This is a genomic window from Vreelandella titanicae (genome assembly GCF_014697095.1).
GTDB lineage: Bacteria > Pseudomonadota > Gammaproteobacteria > Pseudomonadales > Halomonadaceae > Vreelandella > Vreelandella titanicae.
In genome coordinates this window covers 1,129,913-1,144,842 of sequence record NZ_CP059082.1, presented here as the reverse complement: position 1 = coordinate 1,144,842, position 14,930 = coordinate 1,129,913, and the positions used below count along the sequence as shown (strand labels likewise).

12 protein-coding genes are annotated in these 14,930 nt (G+C 53.7%); 5 read left to right on the top strand and 7 right to left on the bottom strand.

Annotated elements, in window-relative coordinates:
- Window positions 1-55: 55 nt before the first annotated feature.
- From HZS52_RS05395 to HZS52_RS05380, 4 genes are all read left to right on the top strand, one after another.
- Window positions 56-1,465 (top strand): aldehyde dehydrogenase family protein, encoded by a 1,410-nt coding sequence (locus HZS52_RS05395; RefSeq protein ID WP_190374291.1) that lies wholly within the window; start codon window positions 56-58, stop codon window positions 1,463-1,465.
- A 27-nt stretch (window positions 1,466-1,492) separates the two neighbouring features.
- Window positions 1,493-2,605, top strand: a complete 1,113-nt coding sequence (locus HZS52_RS05390) for an NAD(P)-dependent alcohol dehydrogenase (protein WP_190374290.1) — start codon at window positions 1,493-1,495, stop codon at window positions 2,603-2,605.
- A 128-nt stretch (window positions 2,606-2,733) separates the two neighbouring features.
- Window positions 2,734-4,014, top strand: a complete 1,281-nt coding sequence (locus HZS52_RS05385; protein ID WP_190374289.1) for a serine hydrolase domain-containing protein — start codon at window positions 2,734-2,736, stop codon at window positions 4,012-4,014.
- 130 nt (window positions 4,015-4,144) lie between these two features.
- Entirely contained in the window at window positions 4,145-4,876 is a 732-nt protein-coding gene (locus HZS52_RS05380; RefSeq protein WP_190374288.1) for a TorF family putative porin, read from the top strand.
- A gap of 65 nt (window positions 4,877-4,941) precedes the next feature.
- On the opposite strand, the gene HZS52_RS05375 is transcribed toward HZS52_RS05380, so the two are convergent.
- From HZS52_RS05375 to mdlC, 7 genes are all read right to left on the bottom strand, one after another.
- Window positions 4,942-5,973, bottom strand: coding sequence for a response regulator transcription factor (locus HZS52_RS05375; protein ID WP_190374287.1), 1,032 nt, complete (start codon window positions 5,971-5,973; stop codon window positions 4,942-4,944).
- Window positions 5,974-6,129: 156 nt separating this feature from the next.
- On the bottom strand, window positions 6,130-7,419 hold the full coding sequence (locus HZS52_RS05370) for a TRAP transporter large permease (protein ID WP_190374286.1): 1,290 nt from the start codon (window positions 7,417-7,419) through the stop codon (window positions 6,130-6,132).
- The gene (locus tag HZS52_RS05365) at window positions 7,409-7,936 is read right to left on the bottom strand and encodes a TRAP transporter small permease (RefSeq protein ID WP_190374285.1); all 528 of its coding nucleotides are present in this window, start codon (window positions 7,934-7,936) and stop codon (window positions 7,409-7,411) included. The genes HZS52_RS05370 and HZS52_RS05365 overlap by 11 nt, the downstream gene beginning before the upstream one ends.
- 12 nt (window positions 7,937-7,948) lie before the next feature.
- A complete protein-coding gene (locus HZS52_RS05360; RefSeq protein ID WP_041157377.1) occupies window positions 7,949-8,974 on the bottom strand; it encodes a TRAP transporter substrate-binding protein in 1,026 nt (341 codons plus the stop codon).
- A 444-nt stretch (window positions 8,975-9,418) separates the two neighbouring features.
- Window positions 9,419-10,870, bottom strand: coding sequence for an aldehyde dehydrogenase (locus HZS52_RS05355; protein WP_190374284.1), 1,452 nt, complete (start codon window positions 10,868-10,870; stop codon window positions 9,419-9,421).
- Window positions 10,871-10,921: 51 nt separating this feature from the next.
- A complete protein-coding gene (locus HZS52_RS05350; protein ID WP_161464200.1) occupies window positions 10,922-11,941 on the bottom strand; it encodes a TRAP transporter substrate-binding protein in 1,020 nt (339 codons plus the stop codon).
- Between the two features lie 74 nt (window positions 11,942-12,015).
- A complete protein-coding gene (mdlC, locus tag HZS52_RS05345) occupies window positions 12,016-13,602 on the bottom strand; it encodes a benzoylformate decarboxylase (RefSeq protein WP_190374283.1) in 1,587 nt (528 codons plus the stop codon).
- A 99-nt stretch (window positions 13,603-13,701) separates the two neighbouring features.
- Here mdlC and HZS52_RS05340 point away from each other — a divergent pair, with 99 nt between their 5' ends.
- The gene (locus tag HZS52_RS05340) at window positions 13,702-14,601 is read left to right on the top strand and encodes a LysR family transcriptional regulator (RefSeq protein WP_190374282.1); all 900 of its coding nucleotides are present in this window, start codon (window positions 13,702-13,704) and stop codon (window positions 14,599-14,601) included.
- Window positions 14,602-14,930: the final 329 nt, after the last annotated feature.

The window sequence follows — 14,930 nt, the reverse complement described above, 5'->3', positions numbered from 1 at the left end:
AAGACCGAGCACGCGATGCGGCATTGAATGGGGTAGCCGCAACAGGAGAAGCAGCATGCAAAATAATCATAAATTTCACGCCCTCATTAATGGTGAGCTGATCTCTGGCACTCAGCAGATGCCCGTCATCAATCCCAGTAATGAAGAGATCCTGACCTACTGCCCCCAGGTCACGCCTGAAGACGTCGAGCATGCCATTGGCGCGGCAAGAAAGGCGTGGCCAGCTTGGCGGGACGCGCCCATTGAACAACGCCGCCTCGTGCTACACGCCATCGCTGACTGCATTGAGAAAAATGCCGAGGAGCTGCAGCGGTGGATAACGCTGGAACAGGGCAAGCCTCTGGCAGGCGCCGCGGTCGAAACCAGCCAGGCCACGGCAATTTTGCGCTACTTCGCTGAAATGGATCTTTCACCACGCACGCTGCAAGACGACAAGCACCAGCGCGCCGAGCTCCACCGCCGCCCCCTGGGGGTTGTGGCCGCTATCGTGCCCTGGAATTTTCCGCTGGTGATGGCCTGCTACAAGCTGGGGCCAGCGCTGATTGCAGGCAACACCTGCCTGATCAAACCAAGCCCCACCACACCGCTGGCGACCCTGCGCCTGGGTGAACTGATTGCTGACCTGGTACCGCCAGGCGTGGTCAACATACTGCCGGACGGTGGTGATGTTGGCCCCTTGCTGACCGGCCATGCCGGCATCAATAAGGTGTCTTTCACGGGTTCCACAGCCACCGGCCGGGCGGTTATGCGCTCTGCAGCTGATAGCTTGCAACGCCTTACCCTGGAGCTCGGGGGTAATGACGCCGCCATCGTGCTGGATGATGTGGACGTCGACGCCGTGGCCCCGCAGCTGTTCGCGCTGGCCTTCGTCAACTCAGGCCAAGTGTGTATGTCGATTAAGCGCCTGTATATTCAATCCGGCATCTACGACCGCATGTGCGACGCCCTCGCCGAGCTGGCCCGCACCGCCAAACTAGGCGATGGGTTAGACCCGGTGACTCAGTATGGCCCCGTACAGAACCGTCAACAGTTCGAGGCAGTACAAACGCTGCTGAAACTGGCTCCCCAGCACGGCCGCATCATTGCCGGTGGCCATACCTACGGCCCAGGCTACTTCGTCGAACCCACCCTGATTCGCGATATTGAGGAGGGTAACCCGCTGGTGGATGAAGAGATTTTTGGCCCGGTACGCTCACTGCTACGCTTTGATGATATCGATGAGGCCATAGCGCGGGCCAACAACTCGCCTTATGGCCTCGGCGGTTCGGTATGGACGCAAGACCTCACTCTGGGCAAGCAGATCGCCTGCAGGCTGGAATCAGGCAGCACCTGGGTCAACCAGCACTTCGCCATGGCGCCGCACATTCCCTTCGGCGGCCATAAGCAGTCCGGCATTGGGGTGGAGTTCGCCGAGGCAGGACTCCACGAATACACCGCGATTCAGTCGGTGGTGATCGCCAAGTAATCTTCTTGAAACCAGCAGGAGCCTGCCATGAATATCATCGCCGCCGTTGCCCGCTTGCCTCGGGCACCATTTTCTATCGAAACGTTACAGCTTGAGGCGCCCCGTGCGGGCGAAATCCTGGTGCGTGTGGTCGCCACCGGCATTTGTCATACCGATATCGCCATGCGCGACCAGCAGCTACCCACGCCCCAGCCCGTGGTGCTGGGCCATGAAGGCGCCGGTATTGTTGAATCGGTTGGTGCCGGAGTGACCAAAGTGGAAGTCGGTGATCATGTGGTCATGACCTTCAACTCCTGCGGCCATTGCCCAAGTTGCTCAGGTGGCCAGGCCAGCTACTGCCATGACTTTTTCCCACGGAATTTTTTTGGCACCCGTGCCGACGGCTCCAGCGGCCTATCGAAAGACGCCGAGCCGGTTCACGCCAATATCTTCGGCCAATCCTCTTTCGCCAGCCACGCCCTCTGCCATGAGCGCAATATCGTCAAGGTACCCCCTTCAGCACCACTGGAACTGCTCGGCCCTCTGGCCTGCGGTGTGCAAACCGGTGCCGGTGCGGTGCTGAACTCGCTTGCGGTGGCGCCGGGCGAATCGCTGCTTGTGTTTGGCACTGGCTCCGTGGGGCTTTCCGCGATCATGGCGGGGGTGGTCGCCGGTGCGACCACCATCATTGCGGTCGATATCCACGAACAGCGGCTGGCACTGGCATGTGAGCTTGGCGCTAGCCATGCCTTTGCAGCTGATTCAGAGGAGCTAACGGAGCAGATATTTAACGCCACGGACGGCATCGGCGTTGACCATGCGCTCGATACCACGGGCCTGCCCGCTGTCATTCAAACAGCGGTGGCTGCTCTGGCACCGCGCGGCACTTGCGGGATTGTCGGCGCCTCCGACCCCACGACCACGGTGGAACTAAACCTGACCCATATGATGTCAGCAGGGCGTAGCCTGCGGGGCATCGTGGAAGGCGACTCGCTGCCCGATGTCTTTATACCGGCGCTGATTCGACTGTATGAACAGGGCCGCTTTCCCTTTGATCGGCTGGTGACCTTCTACGATTTTGATCAGATCAACCAGGCGATCGACGATGCCGAGCATGGTCGGGCGATCAAGCCCATCGTGCGTCATTCTACTGACCGATAATGCTGCCCCCTCTGCATTTGCAGGGGTTACTTCCCGAAAGACTCTTTCTAGTATGGATAGCGAGCACGCATCACCCGCGGGCAATCCATGGCCATTAAGGCCAGACCTCCCCTCGCTAGGAGAACCTCATGACCATTTCCAAGAATAATTTCAAAAACCCTTTCAAAAACACTCTCAAGAACAATTTCAAGAGCAGTGCTATCTGCCTTGCTGCTATCACTTCTCTCGCTTCAACGGCCGGCTTGGCATCTCCTCTACAAGAAGACAGTGAACAAGAAAACGGCGAGCAGTGGGTCACCGAGACAATGATTAATGCTCGGGCCAATATGTTTAACCCTGACCTCAACTTTCTGACGTTCCAACAGCTAGACAAGATGTTTGCCACCCGCCGCGTGGCGGCTTCGTCAACGCCATGGCCACTTGAGTCTGAGTTAATTGAAATAGATGACAACTTCTCGTTTGAAGGGAATGACGTTTCTTTAGAAGAGTACCTGGAAAACACTAAAACCAACGCCCTGTTGGTTATTAAGGATGGCAAAATCGCCTATGAGCAGTACCGCAATGGCTTCAGTGATGACAGCCAGCACGCGGTATTCTCGGCCTCAAAGTCAATTCTCGCGACCTTGGTAGGCGTCGCTGTGGAAGAAGGCAAAATTGAAAGCCTTGATGACAAGGTCACTAAATACCTACCCGAGTTAGAAGGCACTGGTTACAGCGATGTTCGCGTCATTGATGTGCTGCGGATGCGTTCTGGCGTTGCCTGGGAGGAAGTCTATGAGTTTGGCGGAGACACCCAGCTTACGGAAGTTCACGACAACGCACTGGTGGCTAGCAACTACCGCTGGTGCGATTACGCCATTGCCTCTTCCAAACCGGAGTACGAACCCGGCGAACGTTTTAATTACGCCACTCTGGATACCAGTGTGCTGGGCTGTGTGCTGGCGAGTGTTTTAGATACCACGGTCGCTGAGTACATGTCTGAAAAGATCTGGCAGCCTGCTGGTATGGAAGCAGATGGCTTTTGGATCATGGATAGCGGTGATGAGTTCTATGGCGCTGGCTTTAACGCCACCCTGCGCGACCTGGGTCGCTTCGGCCTGATGATGCTCAATATGGGCGAGGCCAACGGCACCCAAGTAATACCCGCTAGCTGGGTAACAGAGGCCACCGTTTCCGACCCTGGCTATGAGCATATTTCGGAAGGTGCCTCCATCGGCTATCAATATCAGTGGTGGACCTTCCCTGATACCGATGCATACACCGCCATGGGTATCTACAACCAATACATCTATATCGACCCGGACAACCAAACCGTGGTGGTGAAGTTAAGCCACACACCGGATGCTGCCGGCTGGGACGACGACAACTTCGCCTTCTTCGACAAGCTCTCTGAGCTCGTTTCTCAGTAATCCCCCTAAACGCGTATTGCTAAAGAATAAGCCTTTAAAACCAACCAACAGGGCCTTGATATACCAAGGCCCATTAGCGCCCCTTGCCTTAAAAAGCCGTATCAAAAACTCCAAAAAAACGGGTAAAAATATGAATAATAAAGCAATTTTTCTCGCCACAGGTATCGCCTGCGCTTTACCACTCTCAGCCCATGCAATCGATATCAACGATGAGCTTGCCCTGGTTTTAGAGATTCAAGCATTCAGCGATTATCGTGCTGGCGGGGTATCAATGACCCGAAATAACTCCGCGCTATGGCTTGATTCAATACTGGTTCACAAGCCTAGCGGTGCTTATGCTGGCCTTTTTACCTCCAATATCGACTTCGGTACGCAAGCCAATCGCGAGTTTGCCTATTATGTCGGCATTGCCCGCCCACTCTCGGAAAACATCGTAGGCTCCTTCACTCGGATCGAATTCGAATATCCCAACAGCAGCCAATTCAATTTCGGTGAATGGATCGCCACACTCAGCGCACACGGGGTCACCATTGGCGTTAAATACAGCGATGATATGAAGCCTTTCAGTGACCGACGCACCATCGCCTGGGTGGGCTATGAACACAGCCTTCCCCACGATATTACGCTAGATGCGCGTTACGGCCTTACCGATATGGAGCGTGCCATCTATGTCGATAATGATGGTTCAAGCCGCAGCCTCTACTACGACTGGGAAATCGGCATAAGCAAGCATCAATGGGGAGTGGATTGGCGCTTGGCCTATATCGACACCGACCTATCTAAGTCCGAATGCGCCTCTGGCTTTGGCTTCGAAGAGAACTGTTCTGCAGCACTGGTGGGTTCCATCGCCAAGCGCTTCTAGCCTTGTCACTGCTGTACCCAAGCATGGCCGCGGATGATTGGAGTTTATTCTATGCCGCGGCTCTTTTATAACTCGTTGGGCTGACGCAGCGCCGAAAGCAGTTCTACTTTATTGCTAACACCCAACTGAATATAAGCGCTGCGCAGGTAAGTTCTCGCCGTTGCCGGGGTGATGCCTAGTGCTCGGGCGACTTGCTTGTAGGAGCTACCCTGAGAATAGAGTCTAGCGGCACTGAGTTCACGCGGGGAAAGCACGTTTGAACGCTGATGAGAACATAGTGTCAGGGCAACGAGATCGCCACTGTGGTGCACAATGATGCCTTTGTTTTCATTAGACATTAGCGTGTGCGGTGCCGTGCTTAGCTGGTCGGAGATAAGGCGCGGCAGGTTAGAACCTTGCCAGCCGACATATTTTCGTTCGAGAGCCACGCGAACCTCTTTACCTATATAGAGAAGCTCTCCCTTCCTATTGGAAAGTGCATAGCTATCCCAGCCATTGGGCAGGGCATCAAAACGAATTTTGGCTAGGTACTGCTTCCAGTAATACGCCAGATGGTTAAGAAACTCTTCCATCAGTACTGCATCAAGCTTGTCGAATTCACTGCTTGTTTTGCTGCGATAAACCGACACAAAAAACAGCATGCCGTTGCATGGAAACTCTAGCGTTACGGCCATACTATGCAAGATGTCATGCCGCTGACAAAAAGATTCAACCTCGGTGCAATCCGTGTTGGGTAAATCGTCATGGCCTCCCCGCACAGCTTTGCCCAAGTAGGACATTGAAGCCTTAGCGAACCGATCCACCCCGGAAATGCTATGCCACTCTTGCGCAAAAGTTGAACTCAATCCCAAGCTGCCATCCATCATGACACTGGGTGAAAAGGTAGATGACGAGGAATCTGAGGGTAGATAAAGTTGCCCCCACCATGCGGCATCAAAGCCCACAATATTGGCGAAGCCTTGTACAGCTTCACATAGCCATCTCTCAGGTATCGAGCATCTTGGCAACTGGGTCAGTTCCATTAACTCACGGCTAAAACGTTTCAATACATCGGCATTACACTGGAGTGTTTGTGCCTTATTGATCTTGAAGTCCATATTTTCACCTGCTGACGGCCCAAAAGCCTTTGTCGGTGATTTCGTGAGCATTGAGCCGCCACAGCTCATCAAGCACCAGTGCCAGCCTCTCCACACTTGCGCAGGCATTAACTCCTTTTATCGTTACTGTCCCAACGATGCTTAGACTAAAACCAGCTAGAGCAGAAACATCGCGCTCAAAACGGGGAAAAGGATCAAAAGCGTCAGGCGCAGCAAGTCAGACACTACAAAGGGTGTAACCCCTTTAAATATCTCCCCCAGCCCCACGTGCGGCGCCATCGCTTTAATCACAAACACGTTCATCCCCACCGGCGGGGTCATCAGTCCCAGCTCAACGGTCAGTACGGTCAAAATACCGAACCATACCGGGTCGATACCCATCGCCTGAATAATCGGATAAACCACCGGTACGGTGATTACCAGCATCGCGATGGAATCCATAAACATACCCAACACAAAGTAGAGCGCCAGGATGCACAGCACCACGACGATAGGAGTTAGATCCATGCCGTAGAGCAGGTCAGTAATGGAAAATGAAATACGCGACACCGAGATGAAGTAACCCAGCGTCTCAGCCCCCACCAGCATAAAGAACACCACCGCAGAGAGCGCCAATGTCTCTTGTACGCTGTGCCATAGCTGCGCACCGCGCATGCCTTTCACCAGGGCGTAAAGCAGCGTGGCGAACGCCCCGACGCTAGCGCCTTCCGTCGGTGTAAAGGCACCAAAATAGATACCTAAAATCATCACCAGGAAAACGCCAAAGAAGGGCACTAAGCCGGTCAGCGAGAGCAGCTTCTCTTTCCAGGCAGTGGGTTCACCCGCCACGGCTAAGGAAGGGCGCAGATACATGACTATCGTAATGGTCAGTGAATACATCACCAGCCCCAGCAGACCGGGAATCAGCCCCGCCATGAACATATCGCCAACGGACTGTTCAGTAAGAATGGCGTAGATAAGCAGCGCAATACTGGGCGGAATCATAATGCCCAGCGTGCCGCCTGCGGCTAGCGCGCCGGTCGCTAAGCCACGGTTATAGCCATAGCGCTCCATCTCCGGCAACGCTACCCGGGTCATGGTGCTAGCAGTCGCTAACGAAGAGCCGGAGATAGCGGAGAAGATGCCGCAAGAGCCCACGGCCGCAATCGCCAGGCCGCCCTTCCAGCCACCGCAAATAATCCGGGTTGAATCAAACAGCTTACCGGCCATCCCCGAATGAGCAGCCAGCACGCCCATTAAGATAAACATGGGCACGGCGCTGAAACTGTAGTTAGAGAGTACTTCCACCGGCACGGTTTTTAACTGAGCGACAGCCGCATCCCAGCTAATGATCTGGGCAAACCCCACCACTCCCACGATCAGCATTGTGAGAGCAACCGGCACGCGCAGAATCATCAATACCAATAAAAGCCCTAGCCCAATGGCACCAATCGCTTCACTCCCCATGCGCTGCCTCCTCACCCACTGCATAAATAACGCCGAGCAAGGCGTGAATAAAACTACGTATTCCTAGTAGTAAACTCAGCACCGCTGCCAACTGGTAAATCGGCCCCATGGGCAGTCGCAGGTCTTGGGTTATTTCGCCGTGCCGACTGGCCGCTGCGGCCGAATCCAGCAAGCCCACAAATAGAATCAGTCCCAGCGCCATAAAGCCGAGGAAAAAGAGCCCTTGCAGGCGATTTTTTATCGCTTGCGGCAAGCCGTGAGAGAACGCTTCTACCACCACTTGGCTTTTCTCCACATTAGCGGCCATGGCGGCCAATAGCGCAAACAGCATCAGATAGCTGACCAGCTCTACGCTGCCGGAAACGCGCAGTGCAATCGCACCTTCCGTTATACGCGATAGATAACGCGTACTTACATCGGCAATGGTCACTGCCAGCAGCCCTATCAGTGCGATGCCAGCCACCAAGCGACAAATGAGGGCCAGCCAGTGGCTGGCCCTATAGAGAGTAGACTTCATATAACCTTACCCCTATTGGGTACCACAAGACTCACTGGCTGCCAGTGCTGCTTGATATACATCTCGAGCCTGATCCAAACCGCGCTCTTCCAGCTGCGTTAGGTAGTTTTCAATACCGGTTTCGAGCGGTTCTTGCCAATCAGGATGCGCTAGCGGATTTTCAATTTCACGAATGGTATGGCCAGCATCAGTCGCTTCTTGCTTGCCTTCTACGTCTAGGCGGTCAAACACTGCACCGGCGTTTTCAGCCCATTTCATGCCTGAGTTATTATCGATTACCGCCTGCTGTTCAGGCGTCAAATTATCGTACGCGCGCTGATTCATGGTGGCGACAAAGATCAAAGTGTAAAACGGTACTTCGGTGTGGTAGCTCACCAGCTCGTTGATGCGGAAGCCTTTTAAACCTTCCCAAGGGAAACTCAGGCCATCAATGACACCGCGCTGCATGGAGGTGTAAATATCGGGGGCTGGCATACCCACGGGGCTTGCGCCCATATTTTCCAGCATCTCACCCGCCACAGCGGTGGGGCGGCGTATACGCAGCCCTTCCAGATCGGCAGGGGTTTGCACATCGGTGTCGATGGTGTGGATGCCGCCCGGGCCCGTGGTAAACATAAACAGCGGGCGGGTATCTGCGTATTCGCTGTCCAAATGGCCGTCGTCATAGAGCGTTTGCAGTACGCAAGCACCTTGCGTTGCCGTGCTCGCTACCCCAGGTAGCTCAACGATCTGGGAGAGAGGGAATCGACCGGCAGTATAGCCCTGGGCAGTGGCACCAATATCGGCAATACCGTTGGCAGCAGCTTCATAAATGGAATCCGGTTTGGCTAAAGTACCGGCGGGAAACATTTGAATGGTTAGATCGCCATTGGATTCTTCGGCGATCGTATCGGCCCATGCCTGCAAAACATCTTCATTAACGCCTGAAGGGCCAGGCCAAAAGTGGGCCATACGCAAGGTGGTCTCTGCCTGGGCCGAGCTAACCGCCAGGCCAGTAATTGCCGCTGCCAAAACACAACGGGATAGGGACATTTTCATAGGAGCCTCCAGGACTTTTTTGGATTATTGTAAGTTCGCATAGCGAATACTAGTTCGCCTTATGCGACCACATTAGTCCACTATCAGGCGTAGGGCTAATCGACATTCGTCTATGTTTAAGCACCGCAGCAAGCCTTTGCACCCGCACGATCTCAGATCCTCAGTGTTCCGGCCAACACCCCCAGCGCAAAAGGCACAATGACAACAAAAAATTGGACTTTTCCAATATTACTTCACGACTATGGTCGAAGCAGCGACTAGTAGCGCAATTAACGATCGCCTGAAGCACCAAAAAAAAGCCACCTTTAAACACACCAAGGCGGCTTCAGTGTGAAAAATACGATTACCTTGTCAGATCGATATATTTCTCTACCGAGCAAGTCGCCCCACCATAAGGATTTCTTATTGACGTCGCTTTCTTACCAGACATTCTTCTTGCACTAGCTAAATGGGATAATGGCGCGGGCCAAGCTGCATGGTCATCCAGCGCAGATCGGTGAACTCATCAATCCCGGCCTTACCGCCAAAGCGTCCGTAGCCGCTCGATTTAACGCCGCCAAAGGGCATCTGCGGCTCATCGTGAACGGTGGGTGCATTGATATGGCAAATACCCGACTCAATGCGCTGCGCAAACTGCATCGCCCGGGCGGTGTCGCGGCTGAAGACGGCGGCAGAAAGGCCATATTCACTATCGTTCGCCACACGCAAGGCTTCCTCTTCATCTTTAACGCGCATCAGCGCTACCACCGGGCCAAACGACTCTTCGCCATAGAGGCGCATCGCCTGGGTAACCCCATCCACCACGGTAGGCTGCATAATGACGCCTTCGGCCTTGCCGCCACAGGCTAAACGAGCGCCATGCTGCTGGGCGTCGTCGAGCAGGGCGTTGAGCTTCTCGCCCGATTCGTGATTGATCAGCGTACCCAGCGCGTTACCTTCACCTCGGGGATCGCCCGCGCGCAGCATTTGTGCTTTGCGAGCCAGTTTTTCGACGAAGGCATCAGCGACCGCATCCACCACAATAAGCCGCTCAGTGGACATACAGATCTGGCCCTGATTGAAGAAGGCGCCAAAGGCGGCGGCCTCAACGGCAGCATCCAGGTCGGCATCTTCAAGCACCACGAACGGCGCCTTTCCGCCAAGTTCCAGCAAGACCGGCTTAAGATGGCGTGCCGCTTTTTCGGCAATAATGCGCCCCACCGGAGTAGAGCCAGTGAAATTAATACGACGCACGGCTTGATGCTCAATCAAGGCCTCGACCAACTCGGCGGCCTGAGGTGGTGCATTGGTCACCACGTTAACGATGCCATCACCCAGGCCCGCCTCAATCAGTACCTCCCCAATCAGGTGATGCGTCGCGGGACACTGTTCAGAGGCCTTAAGAATCACCGTATTACCACACGCCAGCGGCGTCGCAATGGCACGCGTGCCAAGAATAATAGGCGCGTTCCAGGGGGCGATCCCCACCACCACGCCGCAGGGTACCCGCACGCCCATCGCTAGGCTGCCGGGCACATTAGAAGGTATTACCTCACCACCTACCTGCGTAGTCAGCGACGCCGCCTCGCGTAGGATGCTGGCAGCGACCATGACGTTAAAGCCTGCCCAGCCTGGCGTAGCGCCGGTTTCATCTACCATGCGTTCGATAAACTCAGCCTGTCGCGCTTCCATGGCCTCTGCAGCCTTGAGCAGCTTGGCGCGCTTTTCGCCGGGGCCCGTCGCTGACCAAGCCGGGAAGGCACGGGCTGCAGCCTCGGCGGCGGCCTGAGCATCGCTAACCGATGCGGCCGCTATACAGGTGACAGTTTCTCCGCTCAGCGGGTTGGTGTGCTCGAAAGTGGCGGACTCGTGAGCTGAGCGTGAATGGCCACCTATAAGCAGATCGAGAGTGTTCATGGCGTATTCCTATAATTTAAATGGTAAGGCTGACTACCGTTGCGCCAATACTTATTCTTCACACTGATCGCGTAACGTCAGAGCTTTCTCGTAGACAGAACGAGCGCTATCCAAGCCTCTCTGCTCAAGTTGCTCAAGGTAGTTCTCAGTGCCTTGCTCAAGAGGGGGAGCCCAGGCGGGGTCATTGAGGGGATCTTCCACTGCATAGATGGTATCACCTTGAGCCACAGCCTCTTCACGCCCAGTTTTATCAATATCATCAAATACTTGACCGGCCTTACTAGCCCATGCCATACCACTATTATTATCAATCACTGCTTTTAGTTCGGGAGAGAGGCGATCATAAGAGGCCTGATTCATAGTGGCTACAAACGTGCCTGTATAGTATGGCAACTCCAAGTGATGACTCACTAACTCGTTGATACGAAACACCGTCATGGCTTCCCAGGGGAAACTCAATCCATCTATCACGCCACGCTGCAGTGACGTATAAATATCTGGTGCAGGAATACCCACTGGGTGCGCCCCCATACTTGTGAGCATTTCTCCTGCTACCTCACTGGGGTGACGCATCCTAAGGCCTTCTAAATCAGCGGGCGTTTTAATTTCGGAATCTTGTGTATGTAAATAGGCTGGCCCAGTGGTGAATAAAAATAGCGTATGGGCATCTTCGTACTCCTCCGCTATGTCGCCTTCATCATAGAGTGTTTGTAAAATACAAGCCCCTTGCGATGCGCTAGTGGATACGCCAGGAAGTTGCACGATCTCGGAGAGAGGGAAGCGACCGGAGGTATAGCCTTGTACAGTGATGGCAATGTCAGCGACGCCATTAACCGCCGCCTCGTAAGCCTGGTCAGCCTTGCTCAAAGTTTGAGAAGGGTAGATTTCTACTTTTAACTGGCCGCCAGACTCCTGCTCTACTTTTTCTGCCCAGGCTTGATAAATTTCCTGGTTAACCGTCGAGCTGGCAGGCCACAGGTGGGCCATGCGTAGTGTTGTGTCAGCATTAACCGACGTACATAGAACTACTGTAGATATGCTGAATAGCAGTGGCGATATCGTTTTTTTCATGAGGGTTCTCTCTGTCATTGTTATTACCTTCATTGTTTGGCGTGATCTCCACGCCCTCTGGGTATAGCGTCGTATCAAGGCTCTATCGTTGTTGTCGGCACCTCCAGCAATATCGGGCGGGAAGCATCCAGCGCCCGGCATAGCGCGTCCTCGAAGGACTCAAGCGTCTCAGTACGAACCGCCTCAACACCGTATCCCCGAGCCAATTCACAAAAATCTAGCCCAGGCACGTCGAGCCCCGGAGCGTCTTCTGCATCCAGCAGCCGCGAGAACCAGCGTAGCGCTCCATAGGTGTCGTTCTTGAGAATGATAAATACCACCGGAACGTTGTACTGGGCGGCGCTCCACAAAGCGCTGATAGCATAATTCGCTGAACCGTCACCGATGACCGCAATCACCTGCCGATTGGGTTGAGCTAGTTGCACGCCCACTGCAGCAGGCAAGCCAAACCCGAGCCCCCCTGCCGCCGGGAAGAAGAAGCTGCCAGGGTGGCGCATCTCAACGCGCTGCCAGAAAGCAGTCACTGTCGACGTCGACTCTTTAACGTAAATCGCATCCTCTGGCGCCAGGTTATTAAGGGAGTCAAAGACACTCTCCGGGGCTAGACGCCCAGAGGAAACCGCCGGAGGTGGTGGCAAAGGAAGGGGGGTGGGCAGAACACGGTCACTTTGTGCCAACAATGGCAGCAGAGCCTCCAGAGTGGCATGGATGTCGCCAACTAGAGCACTGCCCACCGGGGCGCGGGCAGCCTCCTGCACGTCGCCAGTCAAATGCAACAGTTTCGCGCCTTGGGGTAAGTAACGACCCGGCGCATATTGGTGATAGCGAAACACCGGGGCACCAATCACCAGTATCAAATCATGGCCATCCAACTTATCCGAAATTCCCGAAATGGCCGCCGGTAACACACCGCGGAAGCAGGCATGGCGTGTTGGAAACGGGCAGCGTGAAGCAGACGGCGCCACCCATACCGGCATACAGAGTCGCTCGCTCAGCTCCACGGCCAGTGAATTGGCACGTACAGCATCAACCTCAGGCCCTAGTACTAACACGGGGCTATGAGCTTGCTTGAGGTTTTCAGCCAAGGCTTCCAGCTGGGTGGCTGACGGTAAACCGGCATGGCTAACGTCGTGCTGAACGACTTGAGCTGCGTCATCTTCAAGTTCATGATCCCAGTCGTCATAAGGAATCGAGACATAGACCGGCCCACGGGCTGGCAGATTAGCCATGTGAATCGCCTGGCTCAACGTACGCGGCACATCCTCTGCACAGGCAGGCTCGTAACTCCATTTAACCAATGGGCGTGGAAGTGACGATGCATCAACATTAGCCAGCATCGCTTCAACACCGATCATAGAACGCGCTTGTTGGCCTGCCGTAATGACCAACGGTGAATGGGAATACCAAGCATTGGTCAGTGCTCCCATCGCATTGCCGGTACCTGCGGCTGCATGTAAGTTGACCAGCACCGGCTGCCCGCTGGCCAGGGAGTAGCCGTCGGCCATGCCAACAACTACTCCTTCATGAAGGCCAAGGATGTAACGAAAGTCTTCAGGAAAGCGCTTTAGGAACGGTAGTTCATTGGAGCCAGGGTTACCGAAAACAGTGTTGAGTCCCTGTCGGCGGAGAAGCTGGTAAGTAATAGAGTGTACGGTTGACATATTTGGCTCTAGTGTGAAGACGTTTGTTTCACACTAATTGGCCTTTCAAAATCCATCAAATAAATATATGTTCTATAAAATATAAATGGTATCTATTACATGGCTGCTATTGATCTAAATCTAGTCAGGGTATTTGTCACTCTCTTTGATGCACGTAGCGTCACGGTGGCAGCGGATCGTTTGAACGTCACTCAGCCGTCAGTGAGTTACGCACTTTCGAGATTGCGCGACTTGTTTGACGACCGTCTTTTTGTGCGTTCTCGAGACGGCATGGAGCCGACCTTCACTGCGATACAGCTCTACCCAACACTGCGCGACTCATTAGCCCAGATCGACAGTACGCTGGAGGAAAATCGCGAGTTTGTCCCGCGCTCTTCACATAGGCGATTTCGACTAGCCCTTACTGACCTCGGCGAGCTAGCACTATTGCCACGCATTCTCTCTCATATACACGCCGAGGCACCAAATGTTGAGCTTGAAGTCATTGCTTTGGAAATCGACAAGGTCGAAGAGTGGCTGGCAGCAGGGAAGGTTAACGCGGTCATCTGTAGTAGGCCTATTACTGCCTCTGGCGTAGAGCACCGAACCATTCTCAAGGAGCGATATGTTTGCCTGTTGAATCGCCATCACCCAAGTATTGACGATCATCTCAGCTTGGAGCAGTTTATGGATGCTAAACATGCTGTGGTTGCTGTTTCGTCAGGGCATAGTCTGGCAGAAGATGTGCTGGCAGGGCTGGGATTGAAGCGTAAGGTTAGCCTCGTAGTGCCCCACTTCTCTATTTTACCGAGAGTCCTGCAAAAGAGCGATTTGGTAGTGATTTTACCTCAGCAAATTGCTTCTGCCTTTGTGAATGAAGCACCACTAAAAGCACTTGAATTACCATTCGAAGTACCTCCATTCGATGTAACACTTTACTGGCAGGCACACACTTCGCGTTCGCCAGCTCAACGTTGGTTTTGTGAAAGCATCATTACCGCTATCACTGAGGAAAAGTGATTTTTTAGCAAGCTAGCTTGATATAAGCCGTGTGGCACATACAACCAGCTCTCGAAAATTCAGCTGTCAGTGGCACCGCTGTTTGAACAGCTTATATAGCACATGGATGATGACATTAACGGGCTATACATATAGATATGCCTTATGACCAATCTATAATTTATTTATTTGATTTATTTAAAAACAATGCAGTATAAATGATAGTTTATAAAGGTGCATACGAGAGAATATTAGCGCAGTTAAAAACTGCCTAACACGCTTGATCACCCCTTTAATAGACTTAGTCAAAATTAAACAATATAAATTTCTAAGTGTAGAGCTTTTAAGAG

Excerpts from the sequence above, each read along its gene's own strand:
- HZS52_RS05365 (WP_190374285.1), bottom strand. The coding sequence starts at position 7,936 with ATGAAGTCTACTCTCTATAGGGCCAGCCACTGGCTGGCCCTCATTTGT.
- HZS52_RS05380 (WP_190374288.1), top strand. The coding sequence starts at position 4,145 with ATGAATAATAAAGCAATTTTTCTCGCCACAGGTATCGCCTGCGCTTTA.
- HZS52_RS05355 (WP_190374284.1), bottom strand. The coding sequence starts at position 10,870 with ATGAACACTCTCGATCTGCTTATAGGTGGCCATTCACGCTCAGCTCAC.
- mdlC (WP_190374283.1), bottom strand. The coding sequence starts at position 13,602 with ATGTCAACCGTACACTCTATTACTTACCAGCTTCTCCGCCGACAGGGA.
- HZS52_RS05370 (WP_190374286.1), bottom strand. The coding sequence starts at position 7,419 with ATGGGGAGTGAAGCGATTGGTGCCATTGGGCTAGGGCTTTTATTGGTA.
- HZS52_RS05385 (WP_190374289.1), top strand. The coding sequence starts at position 2,734 with ATGACCATTTCCAAGAATAATTTCAAAAACCCTTTCAAAAACACTCTC.
- HZS52_RS05395 (WP_190374291.1), top strand. The coding sequence starts at position 56 with ATGCAAAATAATCATAAATTTCACGCCCTCATTAATGGTGAGCTGATC.
- HZS52_RS05390 (WP_190374290.1), top strand. The coding sequence starts at position 1,493 with ATGAATATCATCGCCGCCGTTGCCCGCTTGCCTCGGGCACCATTTTCT.
- HZS52_RS05340 (WP_190374282.1), top strand. The coding sequence starts at position 13,702 with ATGGCTGCTATTGATCTAAATCTAGTCAGGGTATTTGTCACTCTCTTT.
- HZS52_RS05350 (WP_161464200.1), bottom strand. The coding sequence starts at position 11,941 with ATGAAAAAAACGATATCGCCACTGCTATTCAGCATATCTACAGTAGTT.
- HZS52_RS05360 (WP_041157377.1), bottom strand. The coding sequence starts at position 8,974 with ATGAAAATGTCCCTATCCCGTTGTGTTTTGGCAGCGGCAATTACTGGC.
- HZS52_RS05375 (WP_190374287.1), bottom strand. The coding sequence starts at position 5,973 with ATGGACTTCAAGATCAATAAGGCACAAACACTCCAGTGTAATGCCGAT.